The following is a 15,124-nucleotide window of genomic DNA, read 5'->3' on the forward strand; positions in this document are numbered from 1 at the left end:
AGTCATGGCTACCGACGACTTGATGCGTAAGGCGCTCGAGGCACTTGGGGAAGTGGACGGGCCCATGTCGATCGAGGTGATTCACCGACTCGTCGATGCAGGGGACGTTCAGGAGCCGATGTCGATCGCCGAAGTCTCGGACCTGCTGGATGTCTCGGCACATACGCTGCGCTACTACGAGAAGATCGGTCTGGTCGAGGTCGATCGTGACTCGAGCGGACATCGTGTGTACGGTCCGGAATCGGTTCGCAGGCTGGTGTTTCTGACCCGCATGCGTATTTCAGGTATGGCGATTCGCGACCTGCAGCACTACGTCGAACTGGTCGACGCCGGTGAAGGGACAGTTCCGGAGAGGCTCGACATGCTGCTCGAACACCGGGACACCGTTCGTCGGCAGATCAAGGAGCTCACGTTGTCTTTGGCCGCGACGGAGTACAAGATTGCAACGTACGGTGGGCGAACCGGGGAGCAGGAGTAGCGCCGGTTACTTGTCCTGCATTCGATCGAGCCCACTTTCCATGGATACTGCCAGTCGCTCGAGCGCGGCAAGGACCTTCCCTCGGTCTCGCCCGAGTTGGGTGAACAATTCACCGTGAGCGGCGAGTTCGAGTGGGAAGACGTCGTCGACAACTTTCTTTCCCTGGGCGGTCATCGTGATCAGTGCAGACCGCCGATCTTCGGGATTGCTCGTGCGGGAGACGAGTCCTCGCTTCTCGAGTCGCGCGAGTGCCTTGCTGACCCCGGCCCGAGACATACCGAGGCGTTCGGCGAGACGAATCGCGGTGACCGGTTCCTCGGCGTATCGCAGTGGCACAAGGAGTTCCACTTCCGACACGGTGAGATCCGCGGTTTGGTATACCGGTTCGACTGCTAGTTCGAGAAGCGCCGTAATCCGTTTGAGTTGCGCGACTACTTCCATGGGCGAGGTGTCGAGGTCGGGATTGTTTTCGGCCCAGAGGTTGCAGGTACGGGAGCGGAGTGTTGGTTCGTTCACGATTCCTCAACTTTGTTAACCGGTAAACAAATTTGCTAGATTGCCAGAATAGCCCACCGTCTCGGGTGGGACGATCTGCGGACTGGGGGAGCACATGAGGTTCGACGTGGTGATTGTCGGTGGCGGTGCGGCGGGGTTGAGTGCCGCGCTTGTTCTGGCTCGGGCTCGGCGGCGAGTGATGATCGTCGATGCAGGTAACCCGCGCAATGGTGTCTCCGAGCACCTGCACGGGTACCTGACGCGGGATGTTGAGAGTCCTACGCAATTACTTGCGGCCGGCCGCAAGGAGGTTCTCGAGTACGGCAGCGAAATGACGACTGGCACCGCAATCCGAATCGAGCGCACGGACGACGGTGGGTTTCTTGTGCAAACCGACGCGACTGCGTCGCTGGAGGCACGGACTGTTCTGGTTGCTACTGGGTTACGTGACGAGCTGCCGAACATCGCTGGGCTGCAGGATCGCTGGGGCGTCGACGTTCTGCATTGTCCCTACTGTCACGGGTACGAGGTTCGAGATTCCCCGATCGGTGTGCTCGGTGGTGGCAATAGGCCGTTCACCATTCATCAGGCGTCGTTGGTGCGTCAATGGTCGGAGGATGTCGTCTTCTTTCCCAACCGTATCGAGCTGACGGGAGCCGAACGGGAGCGGCTGATTGCCAGGGGGATTCGCATTGTCGAAGGCGATGTGGCTGGCGTGTCGGTTGGCGATGGTCGATTGGACGGCGTCGAACTGGCCTCCGGTCAGGTAATTCCGCGAAGCGTAGTGTTTGTCGGCCCACGGTTTGTTCCGCGAGGCGATCTGTTGACTGACCTGGGGTGTGAAGCCGACGAAAATGGTTGGGTGGTAACTGATCCTGCAGGCAGCACAAGTGTGCCTGGAGCCTGGGCCGCGGGGAATGTGTCGGATTCTCCGGCCCAGTTGATCACCGCCGCCGCTGCCGGATCAAAGGCTGCGATTGCACTGAATCACTATCTGCTCGAGCAGGATATCGTGCGAGCGGTTGCGATCGCAGCCGAACTTCAGCCGAGTGAAACCGGAAGCAACCCTCGCGGGATCTCTTGAGCGATCTGGTTCAACGCAGACTCCAACGTCGGAAATTGATACTGGAAGCCGCTGTCCGCGAGCACCCCTGGTGAAACCCAGCGACTCTTCGTTACCAGTTCAGCCTCGGTGCGGATGATTCGTGCGCCGAACTCGAGCATCCAGCCCGGCGTCGGAAACCCATATTGTCGGCCAAGTTTCGCTCGTACCATCCGCATCATGTCGGTGTTGGTTACCGGATACGGGGATGCGATATTGACCGAGCCTGAGATCTCCGGATTCTCGTAGACGTGGATGATCGCGCGAATGACGTCGGCGATGTGAATCCAGCTGAACATCTGTCGGCCGTCGCCCATTCGTCCGCCGAAGCCCATTCGGGCGAGGTTGACGAACGGATTGATCGCCCCACCGCCGGCTCCGAGGACGATCGACATCCGAAGTGCCACTTTGCGAACAGGCGTTGGGGCTGAGAACAATTCGTGTTCCCACGCTCGCGCGACCGCTACGGAGAATCCCTTACCCAGCTCTCCGTTCTTCTCGTCCATCGGTCGATCTCGTGCGTCTCGGTAGATCGTGCCGGTACTGGCATTCGCCCAGAGTGAGGGTGGCTGCGGCGTGCGGGTCAGCGCACGACCCAACAGTGAAGTCGTTTCCACTCGGGAGGAAAAGATGTCGTCGGCATTGCGCTTGTTGTAGCGGCAGCTCACGGAGCGGCCGGCGAGGTTGACGAGCAGATCCGTGCCGCTGAGTACATCGGCGACGCCGTGCTCGTCGGACCACGTGGCATCGCTCGTTCCTCCCCGGCCGATCGTCCGAACGTCGACCCCGTTGGATTCGAGCGTTCGAAGAAGGTGTTGGCCTACGTAACCCGACGCACCACAGACAACAACGGTCTTCATGGTTTTGTGTTCCCCTCTGCAGAAACGACTTTCGTCATCAGGGCGGCGACATCGCCGACCAGACCTCGTGCCACTGGCAGCCGGGCGAGGGTGAGCGCTTTCGCGATGATCGGTACCAGGCCGTCGACGAGGGATCGGGTACGAGTTTGCCCCGGAGACGCGTCGGTGACCCAGTGCAGCGTCACGCCCAGATAGCTGAGCCACAAGAGCGTGGGGAGCTGGGTCTCCAATGACGCCGGAGTCTTCTGCTTCGACGCCGCCAGTGCTTCACGCATCAGATCGACGGCCATCGATCTCGCATCGGTCGACTCGGCCGAGAACGGGCTGGACGGTGATGCGGTGGGCAGTGCAACGTGCAGAAACGCGCTACCGAAGCCGTGATAGGGCCCCATGACATTGAGTCCGGTGTGCAGAACAATCCTGAGATTTTCTGTCAGTGACCCACCTTCGCGAAGGAGTGGAAGCGCCAGAGCGCGGTGATCGCGTTGGATGACGAGATACAGCTCGTGAACCAGTTCGTCCTTACTGGCGAAGTAGTAGTAGGCGTTCCCGAGCGAGACCTCTGCCTCATTTGCGATCTTGCGCATGGTCGTCGCTGCGAAGCCCTCGTCGCGGAAGAGCCGCAATGCTGTTTCCACCAGCTTTTCCCTGGTCTCGATCCCGCGACTACTCATCGACACTCCTTCTTTGAACATGTTCAAGTGCAGCGTACGCCCTGGAGTTGAACACGTTCAAGAGTGGATCTGTTGCGTGAAAGATAATAAGCGCGCATACTAAATGCATGAATGAATGTGCTTTCGGTTCGCCAGGGGGCCGGCGATGAATGCCTGGTTAGGGGTTGTCTCTGCCGAACATGTGCGTCGCGCAGTGGATCTCGGTATCGCACAGATCGGGCACGGAAAGAGAGCTGGTTTGGTACGGATGAAAGCAGGTGACGTGCTTGTCTATTATTCGCCGGTCGAGTCCATGGGCGACCGAGATCCGTTGCGCGAGTTCACAGCTCTCGGTGTGATCGAAGAGGGTGAGATCTGGCAGGCGGACGAGGGGTGTTTCAAGCCGTTTCGGCGGCGAGTTCGGTACGAACAGTTCAACCCCGTTCCTCTCGACGCAGTCCGGAGTCGATTGGCGCTGACCTCGGCACCGAATTGGGGGTATCAACTCCGGCGTGGCTTGATTCCGTTGGATGACAACGACGTCGAGGTTCTGCGTTCGACAACGAGCTGACACACTGGCGCTGTGGCGAAGAAACTGGAAACCGACTTCGAGGACGCGGACGAGAGTCCCGGTCTGATGTTGTGGCGTGTCAACAATGCTTGGCAAGCCTCGATTCGCGCGGCGCTGCGACCTTTCGACCTGACCCACGTGCAGTTCGTTCTGCTCGCAGCACTGACCTGGCTGGATGCAGAGACGCCGATAACTCAACGCGATATTGCCGAGTACGCGCGCACCGACCCGATGATGACATCGCAGGTGGTACGGACCCTCGAATCCAAGGGGTTTGTGGAACGCCGTCCACATCCGACCGATGCTCGGGCACGCTCGGTGGTGGTGACCCAGGCGGGTGCGGCCCTGGCGGGCAAGGCAAACCGTGCGGTGGAAGCATCGGATCGGGAATTCTTTGCCGCTCTCGGGGATCGTCAGGCGGCCTTCGTCGCGATGCTCGGCGCGCTTGATCGACGGTAATAGCCCTCAGTTTCGAGGAGGTTGCTCTGTAGTTCTCTGCAGCAGTGCGTATTTGGCTTCCAGTCCGTCCAGCAGGGATTCCAGTGCGAGTTCGAAGCTGGCGCCGTCGATCTCGGTGGCACGCTCCCGCAACAGGTGTGCTCGCGTGAGGTGCGGGTAACGCTCGGCGTAGATAGCGGGATCGTCCACGAATCCGCCGGAGAACGTCGCCGTCGCAGCACCCATGACCACGTACTTGACGGAAGCGCCGATCAGCGTTGCCGTGCGCTGCGGCCATCCGGCGCGCACCAGGCCGCCGTGGATGGCGTTCGCGCGATCGAGGGCGATGGGCCTGACGCTCGGACCGTAGGCCAGATAGGGAACGATGTTGGGATGCTTGCCCAGGGCAGCGTGGTAGGACCGCGCCCACGTACGCAGCGCGCCGCGCCAATCGTCGGAGTCGAAGCCGCTCACGTCGACGGACTCCATGATGACGTTCGCGACGTCGTCGAGTAACTCGTCCTTGTTGGCGTAATGGCTGTACAGCGACGGTGCCTGTACGCCGAGAACAGTGGCGAGTTTGCGCATCGAGAAGTCGGTCAAACCGTGCTCGTCCACCAGTTTCAGGGCAGTGTCCCTGATGATCGGCTTACTCAGTAGTGGAACCCGCGGTCGCGCCATCGCACAGAACCCTTTCGTCTGAAAGTACTGGACAACCTTACACCGTGAGTTTATTATCGAATTAACCTAACAGTGTTCGGGAACGTGGAGGATCAGATGACACGGGTGTTCGAGAACAAGTCCGATCTCCTGGGGGCAGTCGGTGAAACGCTGGGTTCGAGCGAGTGGGTCGAGGTCACCCGCGAGATGGTCCATCAATTTGCCGACGCGACCGGTGACCATCAGTGGATTCATGTCGACGACGAAAGAGCCAGGCGCGAATCACCTTTCGGTGGACCGATTGCGCACGGGTATCTGACGCTCTCACTCCTGCCGCTTCTGTCGAAGTCCGTGTATCGCATCGACGGCGCGAAAATGGTCATCAACTACGGGTCCGACAAGGTTCGATTCCCGAGTCCGGTGCCCGTCGGGGCCAAGGTTCGAAATACCGCAGTGCTCTCCGCAATCGAAGAATTGCCGAACGGTTCACTACAGAGTCAGATCACCAACACCGTCGAGATCGAAGGCGTGGACAAACCTGCCGTTGTTGCGCAGACCGTCGCGCGAATCTTGTTCTGAAATCCTGCAAGAAGAAAGCAGACTCCACATGAATCTCGAACTGACCACTGAGGAAGTTGCGTTCCGCGAGGAGATGCGAAAGTTCTTCACCACCGAATTCTCGCCCGAACTTCGAGCACGTGCGGCCGGATTCGGAAAGCTGACTCGTGAGGACATCGTTGCGGGCCAACAGATTCTGAACGCACACGGGTTGGCGGTTCCACACTGGCCGGTCGAATGGGGCGGCAAGGACTGGACTCCGGTTCAGCGCCACATCTATTCCGAGGAAATGCAGTTGGCGTCGGTACCCAGCCCGTTGCCGTTCAACGTGAGCATGGTTGGGCCCGTTATCGCTGCCTTCGGTTCGCAGGAACAGAAGGAGAAGTTTCTCCCCGCTACAGCCAACGCCGATATCTGGTGGTGCCAGGGTTTTTCGGAACCCGAAGCCGGTTCGGATCTCGCTTCACTCAAGACGGCCGCTGTTCGTGACGGCGCAGACTACATCGTCAACGGTCAGAAGACATGGACCACTCTCGCGCAGCACGCCGAGTGGATCTTCTGTCTGGTTCGCACAGATGCCAGTGCCCAGAAGCGGCAGGCCGGAATTTCGTTCTTGCTCATCGATCTGGCAACTCCCGGCATCACGGTTCGCCCCATCAAACTGATCGACGGCAGCGTCGAGGTCAACGAGGTGTTCTTCGACAACGTCCGCGTACCTGCGGAGAATCTCGTCGGCGAAGAGAACAAAGGCTGGGACTACGCCAAATTCCTGCTCGGCAACGAACGCACGGGTGTCACGCGGGTCGGGTTCTCCAAAACCCTTGTCGCCACGGCAAAAGAGAAGGCACGGGAGGTTCGCGTCGGAACCGGCACCCTCCTCGATGATCCGTTGTTCGCGGCTCGGTTGGCTGAGCTGGAGAACGATTTGCTTGCACTGGATCTGACTCAACTGCGAGTTGTGGCGAGTTCGGCAGACGGCAAGCCGAATCCGGCGTCCTCGCTGCTCAAGCTCCGCGGCTCCGAATTGCAGCAGGCAGCAACGGAATTGCTGATGGATGTTGCGGGTCCGGACTCGTTGCCGGTGAATACGGCCGAGATCGACTCGCCGGAGTGGGCGCAGCAAGCGGCGCCGCGCTACCTGAACTACCGGAAGGTTTCCATCTACAGCGGATCAAGTGAGGTACAGCGCTCCATCATTGCCTCCTCGATTCTCGGATTGTGAGCATCTGACATGAATTTCGAACTCGACGACGAGCAGACGATGCTTCGCGACACGACGCGCGAATTGCTCAGCCGCAGCTACGACGCGGAGAAGCGCAACGCCACCTCGGCTACTGACGAGGGATGGAATGCCGCGGTGTGGAAGCAGTTCGCGGAGCTTGGGCTGCTCGGCCTGCCGTTCGCGGAGTCTGACGGCGGAATGGGCGCTGGACCGGTCGAGACCATGGTCGTGATGACCGAACTGGGCCGCGCGCTTGCACCCGAGCCGTACCTGGGTGGTGTTCTGATCCCCGGCGGTTTGATCGCTGCGCTCGGTTCGCCAGATCAGCGGGCGCGGCTCCTGCCGGCGCTCAGCGGCGGGACCACTCTGTCGGCCTTCGCACATGCGGAACCTGGCACGCGCTGGCCGGTTGCCACCGTCACGGCCGCGGCTTCACATTCGGGATCGGGGTGGACGATCACCGGCGTCAAGAACCCGGTCCTGCAGGGCGACAGCGCGCACGTCGTGATTGTCAGCGCCGCACTTCCAGGCGGGGGCACCGGGCTCTTTCTGGTAGATGCGGAAAGCGCGGGTGTCTCACGGAGCACATACGCCACTCACGACGGCCGTCGCGGTGCGCAGTTCACGTTCACCGATGCCGCGGCCGAACAGCTTGGTGAGGGCGGCGATGTCACGGAGGCGATCGTCGAAGCAGAGGTTCGAGCGCAGGCAGCTCTGTGCGCCGAGGCGATCGGGATCATGACCGAAGCTCTGCGACTGACGACGGATTACCTGAAGCAGCGCAAGCAGTTCGGCGTTCCCCTCGCGAAGTTCCAGACTTTGACGCATCGGGCTGCCGACATGTACGTGGCGCTCGAGTTGGCGAGCAGTATGAGTCTGTACGCCACCATGGCCATCGCCGACGGCGTGATCGATCCGACCATCGCGTCGCGCGCGAAGCTGGCTGTCGGTCGCGCCGCGCATCAGATCGGTCAGGAAGCAATTCAGATGCACGGTGGTATCGGAATGACAGCCGAGTATCCGGTAGGGCACTACGTCTCGCGGCTGGTGGCCATCGAACACACTTTGGGCGCATCGGACGATCACCTCAGGGTGCTGGCCGCCGGCGTCTCGAACTATTCGATGGTGAACGTCACCGAGTAGATCGGTCGTGAAGATAACGGGAGGTCACGCGCAGGTCGCGTGGCCTCCCTTGTCTGTGCGGGGGCCGACCGGCGGTATTCGAGGTCGAGTAAAATTCCTGTGATCAGTCCGAGAAGAGAAAGGGATCGAAGTGACCGCGCATACCGAGCAGCTCGAGTTCCAAGCAGAAACACGTCAGCTGCTGGATCTGATGGTTCATTCAATCTATACGAACAAGGACAGCTTCCTTCGTGAGTTGATCTCCAACGCTTCGGACGCGCTGGACAAGCTCCGCCTCGAGTCGTACCAGGACAAAGACCTCAACGTCGACGTCTCCGATCTGCACATCGAGATCGACATCGACAAAGCGGCGCGCACCCTCACGATCCGCGACAACGGCATCGGCATGTCTCGTGACGAGGTCGTCGACCTGATCGGCACGCTCGCCAAGTCCGGCACCGCCGAGGTACGTCGTAAGCTCAAGGAAGCCAAGGATGCAGCGGCATCGGAAGAACTGATCGGTCAGTTCGGCATCGGCTTCTACTCCACGTTCATGGTCGCGGACAAGGTCACGCTGCTGACCCGCCGCGCCGGTGAAGATCACGCGACGCGCTGGGAATCGACCGGCGAAGGCACGTACACGCTCGAGCATGTGAACGAGGCACCGCAGGGTAGCTCCGTGACCCTGCACCTGATGCCCGAGGATTCCGAGAACGGCCTGCACGACTACACGTCGGAATGGAAGATCAAGGAACTGGTCAAGAAGTACTCCGACTTCATCGCGTGGCCGATCCGCATGGATGTCGCTCGTACGTCGACGCCAGCCGAGGGTGAGGAGCCCGAGGTCACCATCGAGACCGAGACGATCAACTCGATGAAGGCGCTGTGGACTCGCTCCAAGGACGAGGTGTCCGAGGACGAGTACAAGGAGTTCTACAAGCACGTCAGCCACGCCTGGGACGAGCCTCTCGAGGTCATCCCGATGAAGGCCGAAGGTACTTTCGAATACCAAGCGCTGCTGTTCATTCCGTCGACTGCGCCGTTCGATCTCTTCATGCGTGAGCGCAAGGCCGGCATCCACCTCTACGTCAAGCGCGTCTTCATCATGGACGACTGCGAAGAGTTGGTGCCCGATTATCTGCGATTCGTCAAGGGTGTGGTCGATGCACAAGACCTCTCGCTCAACGTCTCTCGTGAAATTCTGCAGCAGGACCGGCAGATCGCTGCCATCCGTCGTCGTCTGACCAAGAAGGTCCTCTCGACCATCAAGGACATGAAGGCGAACGAGCCCGAGAAGTACTCGACCTTCTGGACCGAGTTCGGACGCGCGCTCAAGGAAGGCCTGATGGCCGATGCCGACAACCGCAAGACGCTGCTCGATATCTCTTCGTTTGCCTCGACCAACAGCGAAGAGGGCGTGACCACCCTCGCGGAGTACGTGGAGCGCATGAAGGACGGTCAGGAACAGATCTACTTCATGACCGGCGAATCTCGTCACCTCATCGAAAGCTCCCCGCACATGGAGGCTTTCAAGGCCAAGGGCCTCGAGGTTCTCGTACTCACCGACCCCGTGGACGAGATGTGGGTCGACGCTGTCTCGGACTTCGACGGCAAGACCTTCCAGTCGATCGCCAAGGGCGAGGTCGACCTGGACACCGAGGACGAGAAGAAGGCGGCCGAGGCCGAGCGCGAAGAGAAGGAAAAGGAATTCGGCGCGCTACTGACGTGGCTGACCGAAACGCTGTCCGACGACATCAAGGAAACGCGTCTCTCGACGCGCCTGACCACGTCGGCTGCCTGCATCGTCGGCGACGCGTTCAGCATGTCGCCGACACTCGAGAAGATGTACAAGGCTTCGGGTCAGCCTGTTCCGCACAGCAAGCGCATCCTCGAGCTCAACCCGGCACACCCGCTGGTCTCGGGTCTGCGGGAGGCGCAGGCCGCCAACGACAATGCAGAGAACCTGACGGAAACCGCTCAGCTTCTCTACGGCATGGCGTTGCTTGCCGAGGGCGGCGAGCTGAGCGACCCGGCGCACTTCACGCGTCTGCTGGCCGATCGTTTGGCTCGCACAGTCTGATCTGGTCCTAGCTGCCCCGAACTCCCGGCACTCACCTTCATCGGTGGGTGCCGGGAGTTTTTTCTTGATCGTTTTCTATTGAGGACCGTTTCTGTCCGCAATAACTTCTAACGTAGTTCCCACAGGGCACGAACCCACGAGCGAAGGAAAACATCATGAACGCACCGACCACCACCGTCACCGGCGAGCGCGCGGATCTCCTCCAGAGCCTGCGTCGGCATCGTGAATTCCTTCTCTTCACCGTCAAAGACCTCACCGACGAACAGGCTGCTTCGAGGCCGACCGTGAGCGAACTGTGCCTCGGCGGATTGGTCAAGCATGTGGGTCAGTCGGAAAAGGGGTGGGTCGACTTCATCCTGGAGGGGCCGGCCGGATTGGGCGGAGACTTCGATCCCACCCAGTGGTCGGAAGAGATGCAGCAGGAACGGGCGAACGAATTTGCCATGGTCGAGGGTGAAACCTTGGCAAGCATCGTTTCCGAATACGAGGAGATCGCGGCCAGGACCGACGAGTTGGTGGCCTCGCTGGACAGCCTCGACATCTCGCATCCACTGCCGTCGGCACCGTGGTTCGAAGCGGGGGCTCGTTGGTCAGCCCGACGCGCGTTGCTGCACATCATCGCCGAGACGGCCCAGCATGCGGGCCACGCGGACATGCTTCGCGAAGCCATCGACGGTTCCAAGACGATGGGTTGATCGACCTGCGATGTTTACACATCACACAAATATGTAACACTAGTGTCTATGAGCACCGAAAAGTCTGCCTTGCAACCGCCGATGCAGTGGGACGCCTGGGGCGATCCGGCCAAGAAGCGTGAACTGTCGGACGCAGTCACATCGTTGTTGACCGGATTTCTCGGTGTCTCCGCACCGACTCGATCGCGTCTCGACATCGAAGACGTTCAGGTGACTCCGTCCGCTATGGCTCAGTCGCATGTCGAAGCGCTGGAAGGGCTGGTCGGGGCCGAGTACGTCAGCACCGAGGATTCCGATCGAATTCTTCGGGCCGGTGGCAAGAGCACCCCGGATCTGCTTCGCCGTCGTAGCGCCGAGCCGCAGGATGCACCGGACGCAGTCGTCACCCCAGGGACAGACGCAGAGGTCGAGCAGGTTCTCCGATACTGCTCTGCCAACCGGATCGCAGTGGTCCCGTTCGGCGGCGGCACCAGCGTCGTCGGCGGGCTCGATCCCATCCGCGACGGGTTCGACGCAGTTCTTTCTCTCGACCTGCGTCGGTTCGATCAACTCGTCGGGTTGGACGAGGAGTCGGGCATCGCGACGTTCGGCGGGGGAACCACCGGCCCACGCGCCGAGGAGCTACTGCGTGAACACGGCTTCTCGGTCGGGCACTTCCCGCAGAGCTTCCTGTTCGCCACTCTGGGCGGGTTTGCCGCTACCCGATCGTCGGGACAGGCGTCGGCTGGATACGGACGCTTCGAGGACATGGTCCAGGGCCTCACCGTCGTCACCCCGAGTGGTGTGGTCGAGACCGGGCGCGCGCCGGCATCCGCCGCCGGCCCCGACCTGGGTGAGCTCTTTGTCGGCTCCGAGGGCACCTTCGGCGTCATCACGCACGTGCGTGTGCGGGTTCACCGCCTGCCCGAGACCACAGTGCGCGAAGGGTGGAGCTTCCCCGACTTTGCCACCGGCGCAGCAGCATTGCGTGAGCTTGTCCAGGAGGGATCGGCTCCGACCGTGCTGCGGTTGTCCGACGAGGCCGAGAGCGGCGTGAATCTGGCGACCACCGACAAGATCGGCGAGAACGCCTTCACCGGTGGTTGCCTCGGCATCACCACCTACGAGGGCACCGCTTCGCACACCGCTGAACGGATGACGGAGGCCCGAGCAATTCTCACCGCTCACGGCGGCACGTCGCTCGGGGAGGAGCCCGGAAACAGCTGGGAACACGGGCGATTCGATGCGCCGTATCTACGTGACGCCTTGCTCGACGTCGGCGCTTTGTGCGAAACCCTCGAGACGGCAACCACGTGGGGTAACCTCGCGAACCTGCGCTCCTCGGTCACCGAGGCGCTGACCAAGGCTCTCGTCGAGCAGGGGACTCAGCCGCTCGTGATGTGCCACATTTCGCACACCTACAAGACCGGTGCTTCGCTGTACTTCACCGTAGTCAGCGCGCAGACCGAGGATCCGATCGCTCAGTGGCACAAGGCGAAAACTGCCGCTGGCGATGCGATCATCGCCGCCGGTGGCACGATCACCCATCACCACGCTGTCGGCGCCGATCACCGCCCGTGGATGAAGGACGAGATCGGTGAATTGGGCGCGAACATCCTTCGCGCAGTGAAGAATGCAGTGGACCCTGCCGGCATCCTCAATCCTGGAAAGCTGATTCCGTGACCGAAACCCGCAGTCAGATCGAGAAGGTTACCGTCCTGATCAATCCGATGGCGGGACATGGTCACGCGCCGGCGGCCGGACGCAAAGGTGTTGCGCGACTGCGTGCTCGGGGAGTTGCCGTCACCGAGATCATCGGAACCGACGCCGACGACGCCAAGAAGTTGGCGCGTCGTGCGATCGAGGAGGGTACGGACGCACTCGTAGTGGTCGGCGGCGACGGTGCCATCAGTATCGGACTGCAGGCTGCCGCGTTGACCGAGACGCCCATCGGGCTCATTCCGGCAGGCACCGGCAACGATCACGCCCGTGAGTTCGGCATTCCCACAGGCGATCCCGAAGCAGCAGCCGATGTCATCGCAGACGGTGTCGTGCAGCAGTCAGATCTGGCGAAGATCACGCTGGCCGACGGTTCCGTCGTCTGGTCGGGAACCATCATCGCCAGCGGATTCGACTCGCTGGTCAGCGAGCGGGCCAATCGGATGTCCTGGCCCAAGGGGCCGATGCGCTACAACCTGGCGATGCTCGCCGAGTTGGCGAAGATGAAGCCGTTGCCGTACCGGATCGAACTCGACGACGAGGTCATCACGGTGGACGCGACGCTGGTCGCTGTTGGCAACGGCCGCTCGTACGGTGGCGGCATGCTCATCACTCCGGGCGCGTCGAAGTCGGACGGGTTGTTGGATCTGACCGTCGTCGGGCACGGTTCGAGGTTGCGTCTGGTGCGCCTGTTTCCGCGGGTGTACAAGGGAACTCACGTCTCGCTCGACGCGGTGCAGACGTACCGATCCAAGAAGGTGCGGTTGGTCTCCGAAGGCATCATCGCTTACGCGGACGGCGATCGGGTGGGGCCGTTGCCCATCACGATCGAGGCAGTTCCCATGGCGCTCAACATCTTGACGCACACTCGGATCTGAGTCGGTTCTGCCGGGCACTAGGTAGCGGTGGTGTCAGACTTCTCGGATGAACGAATCGACGAAGTCGGCGCACCGCCGCACTGCGCGGACGTCGGAGAAATGGCAGCTAGCCACCGACATCCCGTTGACCGCTGCGGCCTGCCTGTTCTTGGTGGCGTACGCGTACCAAGTGCTGGCGCAACCGACGGGCCTTCCACATCGTCTGACCGAATGGACCATGTGGGCCGCGTGGGTCGTTTTTGCCGTCGACTACGCAGTTCGCCTGTGGTTGGCACCTGCCCGCGGTCGCTGGTTCGTCAGGCATCTCTTGGATTTGGCGATGGTGGTGTTGCCCATGCTGCGTCCGCTGCGCCTACTTCGGTTGGTCACACTGCTTGCGATAGTCCACCGCTCGAGCGGGCAAAGCTTGCGTGGACGAGTGGTCGTGTACGCCACCTCTGCCACGGCCTTGCTGATCGGTGTTGCGGCGCTGGCCATGCTCGATGCCGAGCGCCACGCGCAGGGCGCTGCCATCACGTCGTACGGAACGGCATTGTGGTGGGCGATGGAGACGGTCACGACCGTCGGTTACGGAGACATGGCGCCCGTTACCACGACCGGGCGCATGATCGCCGGAGCATTGATGATCGGCGGAATTGCGTTGCTGGGCATCGTGACTGCCACACTCGCTTCCTGGTTGGTCGAGCGCGTGGCGGAACAGGACGTGGCATCCCAGGCTGCGACGCGTAAGCAGGTGACGGATCTGTCCGAGGAAGTCCGAGCCTTGGCTGCCAGCACTCACCGGGTTGATCTCGCGTCCGTCGATACCGATTCGCTGCGTCGTGAATTGGCGTCGAGGGGAGTCGTGGCGCAGCACGCGTCTTCGGACAACTGACATGCATCGCAGCGAACAATAGAACGATGGTCTGATAATCTTGCGTGATGGTGGCGACCCACGGATTCCAGCGCGCGCGCAGGCCCGAGCAGATCGAAGCGCGTCGGTGCGCGATTCTCGATGCGGCCCGCGCGATGCTCGGGTCCAGGCCCGTCGCCGACATCAGCCTGCGTGAGCTCAGTGAGAGCGTCGGACTGGCGAAGTCGAACGTGCTTCGCTACTTCGACAGTCGCGAAGCCATCTTTCTCGAAGTGCTCGAGGAGAACTGGGTTGCGTGGTTGGACGGGTTGTCCGAGTCGTTGACTCCGGCCGGTGACGACTCACCGTTCGCCACTGAAATCCATGTGGCATCGACGGTTGCGGAATCGCTTGTCGCACAGCGTTTACTGTGTGAGTTGATGAGCGTCATGGCAGGTGTCCTCGAAAGAAACATCTCCGTCGACTTCGCCCGTGACTTCAAGAAGCGGGCAACGGTCAACTCGGGAAGGTTTGCGTCGCTGATTCATTCGCAATTGCCTCACCTCTCGGAGGGCGACGCGGCTCAATTCGCCAAGGTGACCCTGGTGATTGTTGCCGGCTTGTGGCCGACTGCCGAGCCTGCCGAATCCATGGTCGTCGTACTGAACGAGATGCAGGCGCCCCCTGCTGCCGACATGTTCGCAACCGGCCTACGTGAAGGTCTGATCAATCAGCTCGTCGGGCTGTCGGCGCGAGCGGCAACCCGAACGAGCTGAGCACGT

The 15,124-nt window shown here is 61.3% G+C and carries 17 protein-coding genes; 13 read left to right on the forward strand and 4 right to left on the reverse strand.

What is annotated here, in order from left to right:
- Positions 1-4 precede the first annotated feature (4 nt).
- Entirely contained in the window at positions 5-478 is a 474-nt protein-coding gene (locus ACFQ6Y_RS04050) for a MerR family transcriptional regulator (RefSeq protein WP_378629278.1), read from the forward strand.
- Positions 479-484: 6 nt separating this feature from the next.
- On the opposite strand, the gene ACFQ6Y_RS04055 is transcribed toward ACFQ6Y_RS04050, so the two are convergent.
- Positions 485-994 (reverse strand): MarR family winged helix-turn-helix transcriptional regulator, encoded by a 510-nt coding sequence (locus tag ACFQ6Y_RS04055; RefSeq protein WP_378629282.1) that lies wholly within the window; start codon positions 992-994, stop codon positions 485-487.
- Positions 995-1,088: 94 nt separating this feature from the next.
- Here ACFQ6Y_RS04055 and ACFQ6Y_RS04060 point away from each other — a divergent pair, with 94 nt between their 5' ends.
- Positions 1,089-2,057, forward strand: a complete 969-nt coding sequence (locus tag ACFQ6Y_RS04060) for an NAD(P)/FAD-dependent oxidoreductase (RefSeq protein ID WP_378629284.1) — start codon at positions 1,089-1,091, stop codon at positions 2,055-2,057.
- On the opposite strand, the gene ACFQ6Y_RS04065 is transcribed toward ACFQ6Y_RS04060, so the two are convergent.
- Positions 2,015-2,935, reverse strand: coding sequence for a TIGR01777 family oxidoreductase (locus tag ACFQ6Y_RS04065; RefSeq protein WP_378629287.1), 921 nt, complete (start codon positions 2,933-2,935; stop codon positions 2,015-2,017). The two genes, ACFQ6Y_RS04060 and ACFQ6Y_RS04065, sit on opposite strands and share 43 nt — an antisense overlap.
- Positions 2,932-3,609, reverse strand: coding sequence for a TetR family transcriptional regulator (locus ACFQ6Y_RS04070; protein ID WP_378629291.1), 678 nt, complete (start codon positions 3,607-3,609; stop codon positions 2,932-2,934). Before ACFQ6Y_RS04070 ends, ACFQ6Y_RS04065 begins: the two co-directional genes overlap by 4 nt.
- A gap of 145 nt (positions 3,610-3,754) precedes the next feature.
- Between ACFQ6Y_RS04070 and ACFQ6Y_RS04075 the strand changes: the two genes are divergently transcribed.
- Positions 3,755-4,159 carry an EVE domain-containing protein gene (locus ACFQ6Y_RS04075; protein WP_030535154.1) on the forward strand — a complete coding sequence of 135 codons (405 nt, stop codon included), beginning with the start codon at positions 3,755-3,757 and terminating at the stop codon, positions 4,157-4,159.
- Between the two features lie 12 nt (positions 4,160-4,171).
- Positions 4,172-4,618: a MarR family winged helix-turn-helix transcriptional regulator gene (locus ACFQ6Y_RS04080; protein WP_378629296.1), complete on the forward strand. Its 447-nt coding sequence runs from the start codon at positions 4,172-4,174 to the stop codon at positions 4,616-4,618.
- A gap of 6 nt (positions 4,619-4,624) precedes the next feature.
- On the opposite strand, the gene ACFQ6Y_RS04085 is transcribed toward ACFQ6Y_RS04080, so the two are convergent.
- A complete protein-coding gene (locus ACFQ6Y_RS04085; protein ID WP_378446731.1) occupies positions 4,625-5,278 on the reverse strand; it encodes a TetR/AcrR family transcriptional regulator in 654 nt (217 codons plus the stop codon).
- Between the two features lie 96 nt (positions 5,279-5,374).
- On the opposite strand from ACFQ6Y_RS04085, the gene ACFQ6Y_RS04090 reads away from it, so the two are divergent.
- The 9 genes from ACFQ6Y_RS04090 (at position 5,375) to ACFQ6Y_RS04130 (ending at position 15,118) form a co-directional block, all read left to right on the forward strand.
- The gene (locus tag ACFQ6Y_RS04090; RefSeq protein WP_054781524.1) at positions 5,375-5,836 is read left to right on the forward strand and encodes a MaoC family dehydratase; all 462 of its coding nucleotides are present in this window, start codon (positions 5,375-5,377) and stop codon (positions 5,834-5,836) included.
- 28 nt (positions 5,837-5,864) lie between these two features.
- Positions 5,865-7,037 (forward strand): acyl-CoA dehydrogenase family protein, encoded by a 1,173-nt coding sequence (locus tag ACFQ6Y_RS04095; RefSeq protein ID WP_378629299.1) that lies wholly within the window; start codon positions 5,865-5,867, stop codon positions 7,035-7,037.
- Positions 7,038-7,046: 9 nt separating this feature from the next.
- Positions 7,047-8,180 (forward strand): acyl-CoA dehydrogenase family protein, encoded by a 1,134-nt coding sequence (locus ACFQ6Y_RS04100; protein WP_378629303.1) that lies wholly within the window; start codon positions 7,047-7,049, stop codon positions 8,178-8,180.
- A gap of 130 nt (positions 8,181-8,310) precedes the next feature.
- Entirely contained in the window at positions 8,311-10,239 is a 1,929-nt protein-coding gene (gene htpG, locus ACFQ6Y_RS04105) for a molecular chaperone HtpG (RefSeq protein ID WP_378531686.1), read from the forward strand.
- Between the two features lie 155 nt (positions 10,240-10,394).
- Complete coding sequence (locus ACFQ6Y_RS04110) at positions 10,395-10,934, forward strand: DinB family protein (RefSeq protein ID WP_378629308.1); 540 nt, start codon at positions 10,395-10,397, stop codon at positions 10,932-10,934.
- Positions 10,935-10,982: 48 nt separating this feature from the next.
- The gene (locus ACFQ6Y_RS04115) at positions 10,983-12,596 is read left to right on the forward strand and encodes an FAD-binding oxidoreductase (protein ID WP_378629311.1); all 1,614 of its coding nucleotides are present in this window, start codon (positions 10,983-10,985) and stop codon (positions 12,594-12,596) included.
- On the forward strand, positions 12,593-13,510 hold the full coding sequence (locus ACFQ6Y_RS04120) for a diacylglycerol kinase (protein WP_378531690.1): 918 nt from the start codon (positions 12,593-12,595) through the stop codon (positions 13,508-13,510). The genes ACFQ6Y_RS04115 and ACFQ6Y_RS04120 overlap by 4 nt, the downstream gene beginning before the upstream one ends.
- A gap of 46 nt (positions 13,511-13,556) precedes the next feature.
- Positions 13,557-14,384, forward strand: a complete 828-nt coding sequence (locus ACFQ6Y_RS04125; RefSeq protein ID WP_378629314.1) for a potassium channel family protein — start codon at positions 13,557-13,559, stop codon at positions 14,382-14,384.
- A gap of 47 nt (positions 14,385-14,431) precedes the next feature.
- Positions 14,432-15,118: a TetR/AcrR family transcriptional regulator gene (locus ACFQ6Y_RS04130; RefSeq protein ID WP_378629319.1), complete on the forward strand. Its 687-nt coding sequence runs from the start codon at positions 14,432-14,434 to the stop codon at positions 15,116-15,118.
- Positions 15,119-15,124 lie beyond the last annotated feature (6 nt).

The sequence above is a fragment of the Rhodococcus sp. NPDC056516 genome, from assembly GCF_042794655.1.
Taxonomy (GTDB): Bacteria; Actinomycetota; Actinomycetes; order Mycobacteriales; family Mycobacteriaceae; genus Rhodococcus_F.